General features: G+C 70.5%; 17 protein-coding genes. 8 read left to right on the top strand and 9 right to left on the bottom strand.

Annotation, left to right across the window (positions count from 1 at the left end; translation table 11 throughout):
* Complete coding sequence (gene aroA, locus ABH941_RS20635) at nt 1-1,254, top strand: 3-phosphoshikimate 1-carboxyvinyltransferase (RefSeq protein WP_370130887.1); 1,254 nt, start codon at nt 1-3, stop codon at nt 1,252-1,254.
* Here aroA and ABH941_RS20630 read toward each other — a convergent pair whose 3' ends face one another.
* Entirely contained in the window at nt 1,255-1,923 is a 669-nt protein-coding gene (locus ABH941_RS20630) for a pyridoxamine 5'-phosphate oxidase family protein (RefSeq protein ID WP_370130886.1), read from the bottom strand.
* 366 nt (nt 1,924-2,289) lie between these two features.
* On the opposite strand from ABH941_RS20630, the gene ABH941_RS20625 reads away from it, so the two are divergent.
* The 5 genes from ABH941_RS20625 (at nt 2,290) to pyk (ending at nt 9,925) form a co-directional block, all read left to right on the top strand.
* Nucleotides 2,290-3,783 (top strand): APC family permease, encoded by a 1,494-nt coding sequence (locus ABH941_RS20625; protein WP_370131027.1) that lies wholly within the window; start codon nt 2,290-2,292, stop codon nt 3,781-3,783.
* Nucleotides 3,784-3,964: 181 nt separating this feature from the next.
* Complete coding sequence (locus ABH941_RS20620; RefSeq protein ID WP_370130885.1) at nt 3,965-4,939, top strand: hypothetical protein; 975 nt, start codon at nt 3,965-3,967, stop codon at nt 4,937-4,939.
* Between the two features lie 127 nt (nt 4,940-5,066).
* Entirely contained in the window at nt 5,067-7,259 is a 2,193-nt protein-coding gene (gene pta / locus ABH941_RS20615) for a phosphate acetyltransferase (RefSeq protein WP_370130884.1), read from the top strand.
* Nucleotides 7,252-8,421 (top strand): acetate kinase, encoded by a 1,170-nt coding sequence (locus tag ABH941_RS20610; protein WP_370130883.1) that lies wholly within the window; start codon nt 7,252-7,254, stop codon nt 8,419-8,421. Before pta ends, ABH941_RS20610 begins: the two co-directional genes overlap by 8 nt.
* Before the next feature lie 64 nt (nt 8,422-8,485).
* A complete protein-coding gene (pyk, locus tag ABH941_RS20605) occupies nt 8,486-9,925 on the top strand; it encodes a pyruvate kinase (RefSeq protein ID WP_134000722.1) in 1,440 nt (479 codons plus the stop codon).
* Nucleotides 9,926-10,028: 103 nt separating this feature from the next.
* Here the strand turns inward: pyk and ABH941_RS20600 are convergent, their stop codons facing one another.
* The 4 genes from ABH941_RS20600 to ABH941_RS20585 all read right to left on the bottom strand — a co-directional run bounded on the left by ABH941_RS20600 (nt 10,029) and on the right by ABH941_RS20585 (nt 14,358).
* On the bottom strand, nt 10,029-11,402 hold the full coding sequence (locus ABH941_RS20600; RefSeq protein ID WP_370130882.1) for a hypothetical protein: 1,374 nt from the start codon (nt 11,400-11,402) through the stop codon (nt 10,029-10,031).
* Entirely contained in the window at nt 11,395-11,955 is a 561-nt protein-coding gene (locus ABH941_RS20595; RefSeq protein ID WP_370130881.1) for a DUF6114 domain-containing protein, read from the bottom strand. The genes ABH941_RS20600 and ABH941_RS20595 overlap by 8 nt, the downstream gene beginning before the upstream one ends.
* A 158-nt stretch (nt 11,956-12,113) precedes the next feature.
* Nucleotides 12,114-12,770 carry a DUF6230 family protein gene (locus ABH941_RS20590; RefSeq protein ID WP_370130880.1) on the bottom strand — a complete coding sequence of 219 codons (657 nt, stop codon included), beginning with the start codon at nt 12,768-12,770 and terminating at the stop codon, nt 12,114-12,116.
* 613 nt (nt 12,771-13,383) lie between these two features.
* Complete coding sequence (locus ABH941_RS20585; RefSeq protein WP_370130879.1) at nt 13,384-14,358, bottom strand: tetratricopeptide repeat protein; 975 nt, start codon at nt 14,356-14,358, stop codon at nt 13,384-13,386.
* 248 nt (nt 14,359-14,606) lie between these two features.
* Between ABH941_RS20585 and ABH941_RS20580 the strand changes: the two genes are divergently transcribed.
* Entirely contained in the window at nt 14,607-15,269 is a 663-nt protein-coding gene (locus ABH941_RS20580; RefSeq protein ID WP_370130878.1) for a TetR/AcrR family transcriptional regulator, read from the top strand.
* Here the strand turns inward: ABH941_RS20580 and ABH941_RS20575 are convergent.
* The 4 genes from ABH941_RS20575 to ABH941_RS20560 form a co-directional block, all read right to left on the bottom strand.
* Nucleotides 15,245-16,903, bottom strand: coding sequence for a methylmalonyl-CoA mutase (locus tag ABH941_RS20575; RefSeq protein ID WP_370130877.1), 1,659 nt, complete (start codon nt 16,901-16,903; stop codon nt 15,245-15,247). The two genes, ABH941_RS20580 and ABH941_RS20575, sit on opposite strands and share 25 nt — an antisense overlap.
* Nucleotides 16,904-16,994: 91 nt before the next feature.
* Nucleotides 16,995-17,336, bottom strand: a complete 342-nt coding sequence (locus ABH941_RS20570; protein WP_134000733.1) for a DUF3817 domain-containing protein — start codon at nt 17,334-17,336, stop codon at nt 16,995-16,997.
* A 33-nt stretch (nt 17,337-17,369) separates the two neighbouring features.
* Nucleotides 17,370-17,900, bottom strand: a complete 531-nt coding sequence (locus ABH941_RS20565; protein WP_134000735.1) for a MarR family transcriptional regulator — start codon at nt 17,898-17,900, stop codon at nt 17,370-17,372.
* Between the two features lie 21 nt (nt 17,901-17,921).
* The gene (locus ABH941_RS20560) at nt 17,922-18,239 is read right to left on the bottom strand and encodes a DUF3817 domain-containing protein (protein WP_370130876.1); all 318 of its coding nucleotides are present in this window, start codon (nt 18,237-18,239) and stop codon (nt 17,922-17,924) included.
* A gap of 181 nt (nt 18,240-18,420) precedes the next feature.
* Between ABH941_RS20560 and ABH941_RS20555 the strand changes: the two genes are divergently transcribed.
* Nucleotides 18,421-19,191: a DUF2127 domain-containing protein gene (locus tag ABH941_RS20555; protein WP_370130875.1), complete on the top strand. Its 771-nt coding sequence runs from the start codon at nt 18,421-18,423 to the stop codon at nt 19,189-19,191.
* The last annotated feature ends 30 nt before the right edge of the window (nt 19,192-19,221 follow it).

Below are 19,221 nucleotides of genomic sequence, written 5' to 3'. Positions count from 1 at the left end.
ATGACCGTCGTCCAGATCCCCGGCTCGAAGTCCATCACCGCCCGCGCGCTGTTCCTGGCCGCGGCCGCCGAGGGCAGCTCCGTGCTGCGCCGACCGTTGCTGTCGGACGACAGCGAGGGCTTCGCCGAGGGCCTGACCACCCTCGGCTACCGGCTGGACCGGCAGCCGGAGACCTGGACGATCGAGGGCCGCCCGGCCGGTCCGGCCGTCGCCGAGGCGGACGTCTACTGCCGCGACGGCGCCACCACCGCGCGCTTCCTGCCGGCCCTGGCCGCCGCGGGCCGCGGCACCTTCCGCTTCGACGCCTCCGAGCAGATGCGCCGCCGCCCGCTCGGGCCGCTCACCGGCGCCCTTCGCGAGCTGGGCGTCGATCTCACGCATGAGCTGGCCGAGGGGCACCACCCGCTGACCGTCCGCGCCGACGGCATCAAGGGCGGCGCGCTCACCCTGGACGCCGGGCTCTCCTCGCAGTTCCTCACCGCGCTGCTGCTGGTCGGCCCGCTGACCGCCGAGGGCCTCGGCATCACCGTCTCCGACCTGGTCTCCGTCCCCTATGTCGAGATGACCCTGGCCATGATGCGGCGCTTCGGCAACGACGCGCGCCGGGTCGGCGACACCTTCCACGTCCCCCCGCAGCCCTACCGGGCCACCGACTACCTGATCGAGCCGGACGCCTCCACCGCCAGCTACTTCCTGGCCGCGGCCGCCCTCACCGGACGCACCGTCACCATCCCCGGCCTGGGCTCGGACTCGCTCCAGGGCGACATCCGCTTCGCCGAGGTGCTCCGGGAGATGGGCGCCGAGGTGGAGCTGAGCACCGACTCGGTCACCGTCACCGGCCCCGAGCGGCTGCGGGGCGTGACCGTGAACATGCGCGACATCTCCGACACCGTCCCCACCCTCGCCGCGATCGCCCCCTTCGCTGAGGGCCCGGTCCGGATCGAGGACGTCTACAACACCCGGGTCAAGGAGTGCGACCGGCTCGCCGCCTGCGAGCAGAACCTGACGGCGATGGGTGTCCCGGTCAGCGCCGGCCGCGACTGGATCGAGATCCAGCCCGCCCGTCCGACCCCGGCGGCCGTCGCCTGCCACGGCGACCACCGCATCGCCATGTCCTTCTCCATCGCGGCGCTGGGCCTGGCCAGGGACGGCATCCCGGGGGGCGTGACGCTGGACGACCCGGGCTGCGTCCGCAAGACCTTCCCCGGCTTCCACGACGCCCTCGCCGCGCTGCGGCGGGAGTGGGCTCTCTAGCTACGGCTGGTGCATGGCGGCGATGTGCGGGGGGACGGCGATGCCCGGCGGCAGCGCCGGGTCGGGCACCGGCGCCTGCCACACCTGCCGTACCGGCAGCTCCCCGGCCCAGAGCCCCAGCTCCGCGTCGGGTCCGTCGCCGTCCTCCGGCGGCCCCGCGCTGATCTTCACCGACGCCTCGTCGAGGCTCAGCGCCAGCAGCGTGGTCGCGGCGAGCTCCTTGCGGTCGGGGCGACGCGCGTAGTCCCACTGCCCCGGGGCCGCCTGCTCGCTCAGCACCCGCAGCCCCTCCAGCTTCTCCTCCGCGTCGGTGACCCACCGGGGCACGCCGTAGACCATGGCACAGCGGTAGTTGACACTGTGTTCGAACACCGAGCGGGCCAGCACCAGCCCGTCGACATGGGTGACGGTCACGCAGACCGTTGCCTCCGGTGCGGCGACCAGGCTGCGGCTGGCCACCGAGCCGTGCAGATAGAGGGTGTCCGCCGTGGCTCCGTAGACGGTGGGGACGACCATCGGCGCCCCGTCCACCAGAACCCCCAGGTGACAGAGGAAGCCCGCGGCCAGTACCAGATCGAGTTCGGAACGGTCTGTGCGTCCGTTCTCCCGCAGCCGACGGAGCCGGGTGCGGTCGGTACCGGACAGGTCCACGCTTGGCGTTTCAGGCATTTGACATCCAGAGGTCAACGAAATCAGTTGCGATCAACGAATTCTTGCACGGAATCAGCAGTTGTGAAGGATCAGTAAACGAAATCCGTCAAACCATTGCCAGCGGGGCGAGGGGGCGGGCACCATATGGCACGCATCGACCCCACAGGTGCCGAAGCGGCAATCCCGCAACATTTCCGGGGCGCGACGCCCCGTACCCCTGCGAAACCCGCGGTACCGCCGCACTGTGCAGCGTCGCACGCCCCTCACCACCCGCACGTACCCCTTGTCGTACGCACCCCTGCCGTGGGAATCCCTGTTGCCGCGCCCTGACGCGTCGCACCCTCCGGCGGCGGCCCCAGGAGAGGCATCACGTTGTCCAACGACATATCCGTCGAGACCAGAGGCGGCCTGCGGGCCAATGTGCTCAGCGGCTTCGACACCGTCATCATGGCCCTGGCCGGCAGCGCCCCCGCCTACTCCCTGGCCTCGACCACCGCGGTCCTGGTCGGCGCCGCCGGACTGGTCAGCCCGGCGGCCCTGCTCTGGTGCGCGATTCCGATGCTGGGCATCGCCTGGGCCTTCAACTACCTCGGCCGGCTGGACGTCAACGCCGGCGCCAGCTACTCCTGGGTGGGCCGGGCCCTTCACCCCGCGCTCGGCTTCCTCAGCGGCTGGTCACTGGTGGTCTCCGCGACCATCTTCATGGTGGCCGGCTCACTGCCCGCCGGGCAGTACACCCTCTCGCTGTTCAGCGACAGCGCCGCGCACAACACCTGGGCGTGCATCGCCGTCGGCTCGGTGGCCTTCCTGGTGATGGCGCTGCTGGTGCTGCTGGGCGCGCGGATCACCGCGCACGCCCAGTGGATCATGACGGGCATCGAGGTCGCCATCCTGGTGGTCTTCGGCATCGCTGCCCTGGTGCACGGCGGCTCCGCCGCCACCTTCTCCTGGTCCTGGCTGTGGGGCTTCGGCCACTTCGGCGGGATCAGCGGCTTCGCCGGCGCGGCACTGATCGCCGCCTTCTACTTCTGGGGCTGGGACGTCACCGCCAACCTCAGCGAGGAGACCAGCAACAGCAAGAAGAACTCCGGTCTCGGCGGCCTGGTCGGCGTCGTCGCGGTGTTCGCACTGTTCGAGATCGTCACCATCGCGGTGAACATGATCATCAGTCAGAAGGACATCAACGACCCGAACTCCGCGCCGCTGCTGACCACGCTCGGCAACACCGTGTGGCCGGGCACCGGCGGCAAGATCCTGGTGATCGCGGTGGTTCTCTCCACCGTCGCCACCCTGGAGACCACCCTGATCCAGGTCACCCGCTCGCTGTTCGCCATGGGCCGCGACAAGACCATCCCGGCCGCCTTCGGCAAGTCGCACTCCCGCTGGCAGACCCCGTGGGTCGCCATCGTCGTGGTCGTCGTGGTCTCCCTGGGCCTGTTCGTCGCGTCCAACTCGCTCGGCAGCGTCACCAAGATCATGGGCTACGCGGTCGCCGCCATCGGCCTCCAGATCTCGATCTACTACGCGCTGGCCGGGCTGGCCGTCGTGGTGGCTTACCGCAAGCTGGTGCTCAAGTCCGTCTCCAACGCCATCTTCGTCGGCCTCTGGCCGCTGGCCGGCGCCGTTTTCATGGCCTTCCTGTTCGTCGAGAACTGCATGACTCTCAACCTCACCACCATCCTGATCGGCCTGGGCGCCCTGGCCATCGGCATCATCCCGATGGCCTACTACTGGGCCAACGGCAGCGACTACTACCGCCCCGGCGCCGTCCGCCTCGACGCGACCGCCTCGGACGAGGTCGACGCCCTGTACGGGGAGAGCACATTGACCGCCGCCGGCACCGGCAGCAGCGGAGGCGGGCTGGCCACAGATATCTGATCAGGCGTCAGATTTGGGCACAGTCACCACGCGTTTACACACAGCCAGTAGCATCTGCGGGTGTCGGATCCGGTTCGTCCGGTTCCGGCACCCGCTGTCGACGTTTCCGCCCCGTGTTCGACAAGCTGCTCGACCCCTCGGACGTAGCTCTACCGACTCCCGACGAGAAGCGGTCCCTCCTATGGCAAGAGCAAAGAGACGCACCACCACCGCCGTACGTTTCGACCCCACCTACGGCGACGCGGCGCTCGCCACCGCCCGGCAGGACCTGGTGGTGGGCCGCTGGCAGGGTGCCCGGGACCTGCTCAGGGACACCGGCCGGGACTGGGACCGGCGCACCCACCGGGTCCGACTGCTCGCCGACGCCGCGGCCGGTATACGCACGGTGGAGACCTGGCAGTCCGCCGAGCCGGACAATCCGGACGCGCTGGTGCTGCGGGCCGAGACCGAGGTGATGCGGATCTTCTCGGCGGTCGCCGAGACCAACCGGACCCAGGGCGCGCCACCCGCCTCCGAGGACAGCCTGGACCGCTCCCATCTCGACCGCGCCGCCCGGATCTGCCTGCAGGCATCCGAACGCAATCCCGCGGACCCGCTGCCCTGGGTGTCCCTGATGACCCTGGCCCGCCTCTACGGCCAGGGCCATCCTCATGTCTGGCACTGGTGGCGCGAGCTGCAGGCCCGCGACCCCTACAGCCGCGAGGGCCACCACCAGGTGCTGCGCCACCTCTCCGCACGCTGGCACGGATCGCACGGCGAGATGTACAACTTCGCCCGCGACAGCGCCGCCTTCGCACCGCACGGATCCCCGCTGGCCGCGCTCACCCAGGCCGCCCGGGCGGAGCACTACCGCCAGCGGGTCGACACCGAGGGCACCGCCGCGGTGGGCCTGACCTACCACTGGAACCACGAGGTCGCGGTGCAGGCGCTGCACAGCACCATGCGGCAGTGGATCGCGCACCGCAGCGGCATGGAGTACGCCCAGGACGTGGCCGACCTCAATATGCTGGCGCACGGGCTGGTCTACGCCGGGCTCTCCGACGAGGCCGCCGAGGTGTTCCGCCACCTGGGGGACCGGCCCACCCGGGTGCCCTGGTCCTACACCGGCAACCCCGAGTCGCTGTTCGACCACTGGCGCGCCCAGCTGGCCCGCTGACCGGAGCCCCCGCCGGGCGTACCCCGGTCACCGGTGCGAAGGTAGGCTCGTTGAGCGGGGCCGGTAGGGCATCGTCCGCGCCGGGCCCGTCCATCAGTGGCCAGGCAGAGCGAACGGAGTGCCCCCTGTGGCGCGCAGTGTCTATGTGACCGGGATCGGCAGGGGGGACGGCCGTCAGGCGGTCGAACTGGGGGTCATGGAACTGCTGACCCGTCAGGTCGACCGGGTCGGGGTCTTCCGCCCGCTGACGCACTCGCGCACCGACCATGTGGTGGAACTGCTGCGCGGCCGCTATCGGATCGACCTCGCGTCCGAGGAGATGTACGGCCTCAGCTACGACGAGGCCGCCGCGCTGCAGGCCGAGCGCGGCCCGGACGAGCTGATCGGGACGCTGGTCGACCGGTTCCGGGAGCTGGAGCGCCAGTGCCAGACGGTGCTGGTGCTCGGCACCGACTTCGCCGACACCAACATCCCGGACGAACTGGCCGTCAACGCCCGGCTGGCCAATGAGTTCGGCGCCTGGGTGCTGCCGGTGGTCGGCGGCCACCGGGAGAGCGCCGACACCGTCGTCGCCGAGGTGCGCAACGCCCACCGCGCCTACTCCGACCTGGGCTGCAGCATTCTGGCCATGGTCGCCAACCGGGTCACCGGACGCGACAAGCAGGAGGTCCAACGCCGCCTGGCCACCCGGCCGGACGTACCCGTCTACGTCATCCCGGACGAGCCGGCGCTCTCCGCGCCGACCGTGGCCCAGGTCGTCGACACCACCGGCGCCGAGGTCCTGCTCGGCGACGCCTCCGGGCTGGCCAGGGACGTCCGCCGGTTCGTGTTCGGCGGGGCGATGCTGCCCAACTTCCTCGGCGCCCTCTCCGAGGGCTGCCTGGTGATCACCCCGGGCGACCGGGCCGACCTGCTGATCGGCTCGCTGGCCGCCCATGCCGCCGGCTCCCCGCCGATCGCCGGGGTGCTGCTGACGATGGGGCAGAGCCCCGGCGCCGATGTGATGCGGCTGGCCGCCCGGCTGGCCCCGGGCACCCCGGTCGCGGTGGTCCCCGAGGGCAGCTTCGCCACCGCGACCGGCCTGTCCGCGCTGGAGGGCAAGCTGACCGCGGCCAGCCCCCGCAAAGCCGAGACCGCGCTGGGCCTGTTCGAGCTGCATGTCGACACCGCCGAGCTGACCCGCCGGATCGAGCTGAGCCGCTCCGAGCGGGTCACTCCGATGATGTTCGAGCACGAGCTGCTGGAACGCGCCCGGGGAGAAGGAGGTGTGACGCGAAGCGTCGCGGAAGGGGGTGGTGGTCGGGCGACGGGTGGGCTCCGGGAGGTCGTGCTGCCCGAGGGCACCGAGGAGCGGGTGCTGCGGGCCGCGGAGGTCCTGCTGCGCCGCAATGTCTGCCACCTCACCCTGCTCGGCGGCGAGGACGCGGTCCGCAAGCGGCTGGCCGAGCTCGGCATCGACCTCGGACTCGACCGCACGGCCGAGAACGCCGGGCAACGGGCCCGGGCCCGGATCATCGACCCGGCCACCTCCCCCCTGCGGGACCGCTTCGCCGAGCGCTACGCCGAGATCCGCAGGCACAAGGGCATGACCGTGGAGGCGGCCCAGGACGTGGTCACCGACGTCAGCTACTTCGGCACCCTGATGGTGCAGGAGGGCCTCGCCGACGGCATGGTCAGCGGCGCCGTCCACTCCACGGCCGCGACCGTCCGCCCGGCCTTCGAGATCATCAAGACCTCGCCGGGCGCCGCGATCGTCTCCTCGGTCTTCTTCATGTGCCTCGCCGACCGGGTGCTGGTCTACGGCGACTGCGCGGTCAATCCCGACCCGGACGCCGAACAGCTCGCCGACATCGCCATCCAGTCGGCGGAGACCGCCGCCCGCTTCGGGGTCGAGCCCCGGATCGCCCTGCTCTCCTACTCCACCGGCACCTCCGGCAGCGGGGTGGACGTGGACAAGGTCCGCAAGGCCACCGAGATCGTCCGCCGGCAGCGCCCGGACCTGCTGGTCGAGGGCCCGATCCAGTACGACGCGGCGGTGGAGCCGCTGGTCGCCGCGACCAAGCTGCCCGGCTCGGAGGTCGCCGGGCGCGCCACCGTGCTGATCTTCCCGGACCTGAACACCGGCAACAACACCTACAAGGCCGTGCAGCGCTCGGCCGGCGCGGTCGCCGTCGGCCCGGTGCTCCAGGGTCTCCGCAAGCCGGTGAACGACCTGTCCCGCGGCGCCTTGGTCCAGGACATCGTCAATACCGTCGCCATCACAGCCATCCAGGCCCAACAGGCCGCCGCTGAGCTCACGAAGGAGCAACGGCATGACTGAGGCTTCCCGCGTTCTGGTCGTCAACTCCGGTTCCTCCTCGGTCAAGTACCAGTTGATCGACATGGCCGACGGCGGCCGGCCGGCCTCCGGTCTGGTCGAGCGCATCGGCGCCGCGTCCGCCGAAGACGGGGGCTGCCCCGACCACGCCACCGCGCTCGCGCGGATCGCCGACGAGCTCGCCGCGCTCGGCCTGGGCCTGGACTCCCCGCAGCTCGCCGCCATCGGCCATCGCGTGGTGCACGGCGGCAGCCGCTTCACCGCCCCCACTCTGATCACCGACGAGGTGCTGGACGCCGTCCGGGAGCTCGTCCCGCTCGCGCCGCTGCACAACCCCGCCAACATCACCGGCATCGAGGTCGCCCGCAAGCTACGTCCCGATCTGCCCCAGGTGGCGGTGTTCGACACCGCGTTCCACACCACCATGCCGGAGAGCGCGGCCCGCTACGCCATCGACACGGAGACCGCGGACCGCTATGCCGTCCGCCGCTACGGCTTCCACGGCACATCCCACCAGTACGTGTCACGCCGTGTCGCCCGACTCCTGGGAAAGTCACCCGAAGCGGTGAATGTGATCGTGCTGCACCTGGGCAACGGCGCCAGCGCCTCCGCGGTGGCCGGCGGGGTCTGCGTGGACACCTCGATGGGGCTCACCCCGCTGGAGGGCCTGGTCATGGGCACCCGCTCGGGCGATCTGGACCCCGCCGTGCTGCTGCACCTGCACCGGGTCGGCGGGTTCTCCGTGGACGAGATCGACACCCTGCTCAACCGCCGCAGCGGGCTGCTCGGCCTGTGCGGGGACAACGACATGCGGGAGATCACCCGCCGGATGGCCGCGGGCGACCGGGCCGCCCGGCTCGCCTTCGACATCTACATCCACCGGCTGCGCAAGTACATCGGCGCCTACTACGCCGTGCTGGGACGGGTGGACGCGATCGCCTTCACCGCCGGCGTCGGCGAGAACGCCGTGGACGTGCGCGAGGCGGCCGTGTCCGGCCTGGAGTCGCTGGGCCTGGAACTCGACACCGCCCTGAACTCGATGCGCTCCGCGGAGCCCCGGGTGGTTTCCCGGGAGGGCTCCAGGGTCGTCGTCGCCGTAGTGCCCACGGACGAGGAGCTGGAGATCGCCCAGCAGACATTCGGCCTGGTCAGCCCGGCCGCATAGGACTGGTCAGCCGTGCGAACCGATCGAAAATACACCCGAAGGGCGACCCGATAGAATGAGCCATATGCGCCGAGCCAAGATCGTCTGCACCCTGGGTCCCGCGACGGACAACTTCGAACAGTTGAAAGCTCTGATCGAAGCTGGAATGAACGTCGCCCGTCTGAACATGAGTCACGGCGTCCACGCCGACCACGAGGAGCGCTACAAGAACGTACGCGCCGCCTCCGAAGCGACCGGACGCGCCGTCGGCGTCCTCGCCGACCTGCAAGGCCCGAAGATCCGTCTGGCCACCTTCGCCAACGGCCCGGTCACGGTGGAGAACGGTGACACCTTCACCATCACCACCGAGGACGTCCCGGGCGACCAGCACATCTGCGGCACCACCTACAAGGGCCTGCCCGGCGACGTGAAGCCCGGCGACCCGGTCCTGATCAACGACGGCGTGGTCGCCCTGGAGGTCGTCAGCGTCGACGGCCCCCGCGTGGTCACCCGCGTCGTCGAGGGCGGCGTCCTCTCCAACAACAAGGGCATCAACCTGCCCGGAGCAGCCGTCAACGTCCCCGCCCTGTCCGAGAAGGACAAGGAGGACCTGCGCTTCGCGCTGGCCCTCGGCGTCGACATGGTGGCCCTCTCGTTCGTGCGCAACGCCGCGGACATCAAGGACGTCCACGAGGTCATGGACGCGGTCGGGATCCGCGTCCCGGTCATCGCCAAGGTCGAGAAGCCGCAGGCGGTGGAGGCCATGGAGGAGATCGTCCTGGCCTTCGACGCGGTGATGGTGGCCCGCGGCGACCTCGCCGTCGAGTATCCGCTGGAGCGGGTGCCGCTGGTGCAGAAGCGCCTGATCACCCTGTGCCGCCGGAACGCCAAGCCGGTCATCGTCGCCACCCAGATGATGGAGTCGATGATCACCGCCTCGCGCCCCACCCGCGCCGAGGCCTCCGACTGCGCCAACGCCATCCTGGACGGCGCGGACGCGGTCATGCTGTCCGCCGAGTCCAGCGTGGGCAAGTTCCCGATCGAGACCGTGCAGACCATGTCGCGGATCATCGAGGCGGCCGAGGAGGAGCTGCTGTCGCAGGGCCTCCAGCCGCTGAACCCGGGCCGCAAGCCGCGCACCCAGGGCGGCTCCGTCGCCCGCGCCGCCTGCGAGCTGGGCGACTTCCTCGGCGCCAAGGCCCTGGTGGCCTTCACCAAGTCCGGTGACACCGCCCGCCGGTTGTCCCGCTACCGTTCGCCGATCCCGGTGCTGGCCTTCACACCGGACGCCGCCACCCGCAACCAGCTCACCCTCAGCTGGGGCGTGGAGACCTTTGTGACCCCGCAGGTCGGCACCACCGACGCGATGGTCGACCAGGTCGACGGGGCCGTCCAGAGTCTGGGCCGCTACAGCGACGGCGACACCCTGATCGTGACCGCGGGTTCGCCCCCCGGCGTGTCCGGCACCACCAACATGCTCCGGGTGCACCACCTGGGCGAGAGCGGCAGCGGCGGGCGGCGCTGACGCCCACGCGGGAGCCGCACGACACCACCGCAGTACGACGAAGGGCCTGTCCGGCCGATCCGGACAGGCCCTTCGTCGTGCGCCGACCAGGGTGGGGGGATGGTCAGCTCAGCGGGGTGTAGTACAGGTGCATCCCAGGGATGGTCAGATTGCCGCCGGTCTGCCCCGCCTGGATCGCGGTGGCGTTGGTCAGCTCCAGCGTCAGCGGGATCGGCACCGCGCCGATCAGGTCGTACAGCCAGGCCGGCAGGGTGTCCGGGGTCAGCGTGAGGCTGACGTTCAGCCAGGCCAGCGGAATGCCCTCGGCCTTGGACAGGGTCCCGGAGAGGCTGGTCACGTACATCGTGACGGTGCCCCCGCGCATCGTGGAGGTCGTCCCCGAACCGCCCTGGACGTGCAGCTTCCGGCCGTCCTGCGGTGCGGACATGTCCAGGTTGTCGATGTTCACCTGCTGGGCGGTGAACTTCAGCACCCGGACGTCGCCGCCGGCCGTGTGGACCGTCTTCACACCCCAGAACTGAGTGTTGATCAGCTCAAGTCGGCTGGTCTTCAGGGTCCACGGGTCCACCGGGAAGGTCCCCGCGGGCAGGGTCTCCAGCGGAGCGGCCAGCTTGCTGGCATTGCAGAGCCGGTTCGCCGCGGCGGCGGCCGAGGAGCTCGGGTTCGCGGAGGCGCTCGCCGTCGGGCTGGCCGCCGCGCTCGACGCTGTGCTGCTGGGCTTGGCCGTGGCGCCGGCCGAGCTGGAGGCGCTGGGCGAGGCGGTGGCCGAAGACGCGGAGGCACTCGCCGACGGGCTTGCCGAAGCAGTCGCGGCGGCGGCGGCCCGCGGTGCGGAGGTGGCCGTCGACGTGGCCGAGGTCGTGGCCGTGGCTGTGGGGCTGGCGGACGCAGTGGTGGTCGCGGCCGCGGCGTGGTTGCCGGTCAGCAGGTTGCCGAGACCGTCGAGCAGACCCAGCAGCCCTCCGGCCGACGCACTGGCCGACGCACTCGGCGACGCGCTGGCCGACGGGGTCGCCGAGGCCGACGCACTGGGCGTGACCGCGGTACCCGACGTCGACGAAGTCGTGGTTGTGGTGCTGGTCTTCTTGCTCGCCGACGACTGCTTCTGCGCGGCCGACGCGGACGCGCTGGACGTCGCCGTCCTGGCAGTCTTGGCGGCACTGCTCGCGGCGCTGCTGGACGTCGTCGTCGGGGAGCTCGTGGTGCAGTTCGCGCCCGTGCCGCTCGCGCTGGTCGCCGACGCGGTGCTGCTCGTGGCGGTGGTCTTGGACACGTCGGCGGCGAAGGCCACCTTGGGGGCGATCGAACCCACCAGCAGCGCGGTCGGCACCGCGGTCATGGCCAGTACCCGCCCGACCGGAAGCTGCATCCGGTCCCGCACGGTCGGCCTCGGGGCCGCATGGCGGGCGCCGGAACGACGCTGGATCTGCTCCGCGTCGGTGGGACGGTCCGACCGGGTGGAGTCGGGGTCACTCACTTGTCGTCTCCTCCTCGGCGGGCTTGGCGGGCTCAGCAGCGGGCCGGACGTCCTCCTCGGCCATCAGCTGGTTGAGCTTCACCTCTTCCTCCTCGTCCTCCTCCGCGTCGCCGTCCTCGGCTGCTGCTGCGGTCTCCTCGGGCTGCTCCTTGTTGGGCGCCCAGGAGCACACCAGCGCTCCGCCGATCAGCCCGGGGAACAGGCCCAGGCCGAAGCCGCCGAAGTTGGAGACCGGCAGGGACACCAGCGCCAGCACGATGGCGGCGATGCCCGCGAAGATCCGGATCAGCGGCTGGAACCAGACCGAGATGCCGAGGGCCAGCAGCAGCAGTCCGATCACGGCAGCGCCGGCACCAGCCGTAGTCGCCATATGGATGCGCAGGGCGCCGACGCTCAGGTCGTTGTACGGGAAGTACATGATCGGCAGGCTGGCCAGGGCAACGAGCAGTCCGCCCCAGAAAGGGCGGCTGCGACGCCAGTTCCGGAAGGCCCGGCGTCCCTTGGCGAAGGCGTTCCCGGGCTCGGGCCGCGCCGGTACGGTCGCGCTCGTCACGTGGCGACTCCCTGCTGGAGTAGTGCATTGGGCTGGAGAGTGGTGCATGGGCCGTGGGAACACGGCGGGGAGGGACCGGAGCCCCTCCCCGCCAGTGTGGTGCGGAGCCGTTCTGCGTCCTGCGGAGGGCCGGGGGTGGACCGGCGCGCCTCAGCGGATCAGAAGCAGCCCGTGGAACCCGAAGCGAGGGACATGTGCAGACCGTTCAGCGAGAACGTGGAGGCGGAAGTCGCCCACGCGGTCTGCTGGACGCCGGTCAGCGTCGCCGAGCCGGCTTCCTGAGCGAAGGCGCCCGGGTTGGTCGCGTCGCCGCTGTGGGTCCCCGCCCCGCCGAGCGCGCCGGTCGCAACACCGATGTTGATGTCGTTGAACGTCGCGGTGTCGGCCTTGAGGTCGGTCATGTCGATGTACAGGTTCGAGGCCTTGACCACGGGCCCAGTGGCGGTGTCGCTCGCCGCGTCGTACGTGCCACCGGCGTTGATGGTGAGCGTGTAGTTGCCGAACGGGGTGGGGAAGGCCACCGACTGGCACAGCTGGTTGATGGTGGCCGTGCTGAAGCCCGAAACAGCAACCGGGACAGCCGTGTTGGCGTTGGTCGCCTGGCTGGTGTCATGCGACAGGACGGTGCCGTACTGGGTGAAGCCCTGACCGACCAGCTTTCCGGCCGACACCTTGAACTGCTGCCCGGAGACGCTGAACGACGCGGCGAGCGCGCCCTGGGCGATGCTGACGCCGACCGCAGCCGTGGCGGCGATGGTCGGAACCATGACAATGGCGAACCGCTTCCAGCGAGTCCTGCCGAAAGTCTGGGACATAACGAGGTCCTCCTTCTCGGACGTACATCTCCGGCCTGCCCCGCTTGGGCCCCGGCCTGGGATGGGGAGAAGAGCTACGTCCTCGGGAAGGGGAGCGCGTCGGCTGCGTGCATGAGCTCGTGAGCACGAATTCTCTGATCGGCAGCATCGGCGATCACCCCCGAGCGACAACCACATGCCGTGCTGGGTGCCCGGCCGTGTGAGGACAGGCTCCACCGGTCGGGGCTGGAGACCCCCCTGTCCTCAAGAGACCGGATCGCCGGCCCCTGCCCGGTGGGGATTCCGTATCCGCTCCCCCGACTGGCGGTCGGGGCGGTGGACAAGGACCGGGCGTGCCCGATGTTGGTCCAAACGGGGCCGCTGCACAAGTAGTTCATTACTGGCGAGTAAGGAGTGGGTGAACTCAAGCGACCGGTCGAACAGCGGGTGCATGACGAGGAGTGACGGTGCGAAGGTTCGACACGCGGGCAAACGTGACAGAACCGAAGAAAAGCGGCGGCGACGGCCACTCCCCGTGACCATGGCCGCCGCATGTCAAGATTTGGTAAACACGACCACCGGTCACGGCTTTGTCGTCAAATCTCCAGGCTCCCCAGGAGTCGGCGCAGGGCCGTCAGAACAGCTTGCGTGCCAGTGCTCCCCGCGCCTTCACCACGCGCTGGTCCTCGGCCCCGATGACCTCGAACAGACCCAGCAGATGCTGCCGAACCTGGTCCCGGTCGTCGCCGAACGTGCGGCCCACCAGGTCGACCAACCGCCCGAAGGCGTCCTCGACATGGCCGCCGACCAGGTCCAGGTCGGCCGCCGCCAGCTGGGCCGCGATGTCGTCCGGCCGCTCGGCCCCGGCCGTGCGTACGGCCTGCGGGTCCATGCCCTGCACCCGCTGCAGCAGCTCCGCCTGCGCCAGGCCCAGCTTGGCCTCGACGCTGGCCGGACGGTCGGACAGCACATTGCGGTACGCCTGGATCGCGCCGCCGAGGTCGCCCCGGTCCAGCGCGTCGTGCGCAGCGGACATCGCCGGATCGGCCGGCTCGGGACGCTCCACGGGCTCCCCGACCGCACCGCCGGACCGGGCGCCGACCTCGCCGACGATGCCGAAGCGCTGCTCGGCGACGGTGATCAGCTGGTCCAGCAGCTGCCGGATCTCGGCCTCCTGGGCCGGCCCCTCGAACAGCGGGACGAGCTGGCCCGCGACGACCGCGAGCACCGTCGGCAGATCCCGGATCTGGAGCTGGCGGGCGAGGTTCTGACTGTTCCTGATATCGACCCTGGCCAGCACGAAGCGGCCGTCGTACTCGGCGGCGAGCTTCTCCAGCACCGGGTTGAGCTCCTCGGCGGGGGCGTACCCCTCGGCCCAGAAGTCCAGTACCACCGGCACCTCGGCGGAGAGCGGGACGACCTCCGCCTCGAACTCGGCCTCACTCACATCGAAGACCAGGGGCCCGGCTGACGGGGCCTCGCCGCCGCCCTCCTGGGCCTGGCGGGCGCGGGCTGCGCGGGCCTGCTCCGCCTTCTCGGCGGCCTCCGCCGCCGCCTTCACCGCGGCGAGGTCGACCGCGCCGCGCATGGACATGTTCCGTGGCTGCATGGCCCTATCCTCCCCCGTCCGCGCGCTCCAGTGTGAATCGCCCGACCCATGACTTTCCCTGCGCGGATCCCCATCCGCGCGGCAGCGTGGTTGTCACATCTTTCGCTACGAGTCGTAGCGTATATCCCGACCGCCCCTGGATGCACGCACTCCGACGTGAACTGCACCACTCCGACACACCCGGGTGTTCCCAGCCGCTCAGCCGACTCGGATAACCTCCGTTGACCCCACCATCGCGAGGAACCCCCATGACCGAAGCCACCGCCCCGCGCAAAGGCCGTCCCCGCAGCGCCGACGCGGACGTGGCGATCCTCGCCGCCACCAGGGTCGCGCTGGCGGAACTCGGCTGGGGCGGGGTGACCATGGGGGATGTCGCGGCCCGCGCCGGAGTGGCGAAGACGACGCTCTACCGGCGCTGGCCTTCCAAGAACGAACTGGTCGTGGACGCCGTCGCGGTGCTGTTCGACGAGCTGGAGATGGTCGACCTGGGTAGCCTGCGGGCCGACATCGAGTCCGTGGTGCGGCAGTTCGCCGACCTGCTGGCGCGCCCGGAGAGCCAGGCCGCGCTGCTGGCGCTGTTCGCCGAGGCCAGCCGGGACCCCGCGTTGCGGCAGCGGGTCCGCGAGGCGATCATCCATCCGCAGAAACGGTTGGTCCACCAGGGCCGCGCGGCCGCACAGGCCCGTGGCGAACTGGCCGCGGACGCCAGCCCCGAGGCGGCCCGCGAGGACGTCGACATCATCTTCGACACCATCGCGGGCACGGTCGAGCACCGCATGCTGGTCAGCGGCGAGTGCGCGGACCCGGAGTGGATCAGCCGCTTCACCACCCTGCTGCTGGCCCCGCTGACGGCGCTTCCGCTGGCCTCGACTCCACTGAAGGGGCCTCAGAACCCGGCCGGCTCGGTGTAGGTCCCCCACTCCTCCCGCAGCACGTCGCAGATCTCGCCGAGGGTGGCCTCGGCCCGTACCGCGTCCAGCATCGGCGGCAGCATGTTGCTGCCGTCCCGCGCCGCCGCCAGCATCGCGTCCAGACCGGCCCGCACTGCCGCCTCGTCCCGCGCGGCGCGGCGCGACGCGAGCTCGCGCACCTGCTCGCGCTCCACCTCATGGCTGACCCTCAGGATCTCCAGCGGCGGGGTGACGCTGCCGGTGTGGCAGTTGACGCCGACCACCCGCTTCTCCCCCTTCTCCACCGCCTGCTGGTAGACGAAGGCCGCCTCGGCGATCTCCCCGGTGAACCAGCCGTTCTCGATGCCGCGCAGGATCCCGGCCGTCATCGGGCCCACCGGATGCCCGGGCTCGCCCATGTCCTGGATCTTCTGGAAGATCGCCTCGGCCTGAGCCTCGATCCGGTCGGTCAGCGCCTCCACGTACCAGGAACCGCCCAGCGGGTCGGCGACATTGGCGACGCCGGTCTCCTCCATCAGTACCTGCTGGGTGCGCAGCGCGATCTCCGCCGCCTGCTCCGAGGGCAGCGCCAGGGTCTCGTCCAGGGCGTTGGTGTGCAGCGAGTTGGTGCCGCCGAGAACCGCCGACAGCGCCTCCACCGCGGTGCGGACCACATTGTTGTAGGGCTGCTGCGCGGTCAGCGAGACCCCGGCCGTCTGGGTGTGGAACCGCAGCCACTGCGCCTTGTCCGTCCTGGCGCCGTAGCGCTGCTTCAGCCACCGCGCCCAGATCCTGCGCGCCGCACGGAACTTGGCGATCTCCTCGAAGAAGTCGAGGTGCGCGTCGAAGAAGAAGGACAGCCCGGGGGCGAAGACGTCCACATCCAGCCCCCGGGAGAGCCCCAGCTCCACATAGGCGAAGCCGTCCGCCAGCGTGAACGCCAGCTCCTGCGCGGCCGTCGAGCCGGCCTCGCGGATGTGGTAGCCGGAGACCGACAGCGGCTTGTACGCCGGGATCCGCTCGGCGCAGTACTCCATCAGGTCGCCGATCAGCCGCAGATGCGGCTCGGGGCCGAACAGCCACTCCTTCTGGGCGATGTACTCCTTGAAGATGTCGGTCTGCAGCGTGCCGTTGAGCACGCCCGGGTCGACCCCCTGCCGCTCCGCCGCGACCAGGTACATGCAGAACACCGGCACGGCCGGCCCGGAGATGGTCATCGAGGTGGTGACCTCGCCCAGCGGCAGCCCGGCGAAGAGCACCTCCATGTCCGCGGCCGAGTCGATGGCCACGCCGCAGTGGCCGACCTCGCCCAGGGCGCGCGGGTCGTCGGAGTCACGCCCCATCAGGGTGGGCATGTCGAAGGCGACGGACAGGCCGCCGCCGCCGGCGTCCAGGATCATCCGGTAGCGCTCATTGGTCTGCCTGGCATTGCCGAACCCGGCGAACTGGCGGATGGTCCAGGCCCGCCCCCGGTACCCGGTGGCGTACAGCCCACGGGTGAACGGGTACTCCCCCGGCCACCCGATCCCCTCCGGCACGACGCCGTCCGCAGGCCCGTACACCGGATCGACCTCATCGCCGCTCAGCGTGGTGAAGTCCGCGTCGCGCTTCCGCGCGCCGTCGTACCGCTGCTGCCACCGTTCACGTGCGTCCATCAGCCCGGCCCCAAACTACTAGGATGTCCTACTAAATTTATACCGGAAAAAGAGCGCGCCCCGAAGGGACGCGCTCCTCAGACTCTCAGGGTCAGGCGTTGACCAGCGGCTTCGACCCGCCGTCGGCGACCTGCGCGCGGATGTCGGCCATCACCCGGCGCTCGGCGATGAACGAGCAGGTCGGGATGGTCCCCGCCAGGATGACCCAGGCCATCCGGCCGAACGGCCAACCGAGCTTGTTGCCCACAGTGAAGGCGACCACCGCGTAGGCCATGAACGCCCAGCCGTGGATGGTCCCGACGACCATCACCGCCGTCTGGCCCACGCCGAAGCCGTACCAGGCGATGCAGGAGGCGCACAGCAGGATCAGTCCGACGCCGGTCACATACGCCAGCACCCGGTACGCCGTCAGCAGGGGGTTCGACTTGTTCATGGGAGAGAGCGTAGCCACCGAAAAGTGGATCTCTCACACCGCCCCGGGTTCCACCACGGGCTCGGCGAAGTCCCCCGCAGCGACCCGCAGCGGACGCAGCATCTCGAACAGTTCCCGGCAGCCGGCCTCGTCGTAGCTCCCCAGCCCGAAGTCCATCGCCACCAGGTCGCGGGTCGCGTCCTCCACGACCTTCCGGCCCCGCTCGGTGATCGCGGCCAGCACGCCGCGCCCGTCCATCGGGTTCGGCCGGCGGGCGACCAGCCCGGACCGCTCCAGCCGGTCCACCGTGTTGGTGACGCTGGTCGGATGCACCATCAGCCGCTCGCCGATCTTCGACAGCGGCAGCTCGCCGGCCTGGCTGAAGGTGAGCAGCACCAGCGCCTCGTACCGGGCGAAGGTCAGCCCGTACGGCTTCACCACCGCGTCCACCTGCGCCAGCAGGATCTGCTGGGCCCGCATGACGGACGTGATCGCCGCCATCGACGGCACGGCGCCCCAGCGCCGCGTCCACAGCTCGTCGGCACGGGCGATGGGATCGAAGGAGAGGCTCAGCGGCTTGGGCACGTTCTTACCGTACCGTCAGGGTCAGACCGCGACGGCAGGGGTTTCCAAGCCCTCCCGCTCCTCCCGGGCCATGAGTCGCTCGGCGTAGAAGCCTCCGCCGGGGATGACCGAGAGCACCAGCACCCAGGCGGCGTGCCGGAAGGTCCACTGCTGCGCATACCAGGCCCACAGCGCGAACACCACGTAGAAGATGAAGAGGATGCCGTGCAGCATCCCCAGCACCGGCACCGCGTTGAACGAGGTCGTGTACTTCAGCACCGTGCAGACCAGCAGCAGCACGAAGGAGAGCCCCTCCGGCATGGACACCAGGCGCAGGCGGTGGACGGCACTGTTCTTCACGGGGAACCCTTCGGGAAGCAAGACGACGCGGTCCAGTATCGCCCAGCCCCGTACACCGCCGACCGCCGCCCCGGACGCCCGCCGTCGCGGGGTCACGTGGGGGTCCGGGGGGTCGCCCCCCTATGGATCGGAGCGCCGACCGATATTCTTGCCTCGCCATCGGCCTTCTACGGGGGACTCAATGAACTGGGACTGGAACCGGCGTACCTGCTCACGGCGCGGACACATCACCTACGCACCCACCGAGCCGCGCTTCCACGAGCGACTGCACGCCGACACCGCCCTCGGTGACGCCTGGCGCTGCCTGCGCTGCGGCGACTTCGTCCTCGGCGAGCCGCACGGCAGCGGCAAGGCAGAGGACGCCCCGCTGGTCCCCCGCGGCAGGGCGCTGCGCGACCTGTTCATCCTCCGGGTCCTCGCCGTGGAGCGGATGGTCCGCGGCGTGTTCATCGTCCTGGTGGCCATAGCGGTCTGGAAGTTCAGCAACAGCCAGACCTCGGTGCAGCAGTTCTTCAACGACAACCTCACCCTGTTCCAGCCGATCGCCCAGCACTTCCACTACGACCTCAACAACTCCCCGATCGTGGGCACCATCCAGAAGACCTTCAGCTACAAGCACTCCACGCTGGAGATCACCGCCGTCGCGCTGTTCGTCTACGCCGTCATCGAGATCGTCGAGGCCTTCGGCCTGTGGGCCGCCAAGCGCTGGGCCGAGTACCTCACCGTCGTCGCCACCGCCGCGTTCCTGCCGCTGGAGATCTACGAGCTGACCGACAAGGTCAGCTGGCTCAAACTGGTGACGCTGCTGATCAACATCCTCGCCGTGGTCTACCTGCTGCTGGCGAAGCGACTGTTCGGGCTCCGCGGCGGCGCCGCGAAGTACGAGGCGGAGCGGCACAGCGCCTCGCTGCTGGAGGTGGAGACCTCCGCCGGCGACCACGCCCGCACCTGACAACGCCGCACCGGCCCCATTACGGTGTGC

Origin of the sequence: Streptacidiphilus sp. EB103A (genome assembly GCF_041261405.1) — a bacterium.
Taxonomy (GTDB): domain Bacteria; phylum Actinomycetota; class Actinomycetes; order Streptomycetales; family Streptomycetaceae; genus Streptacidiphilus.
Note: the sequence above shows the minus strand (reverse complement) of the source record. Positions and strands in the feature narration are given on the sequence as shown.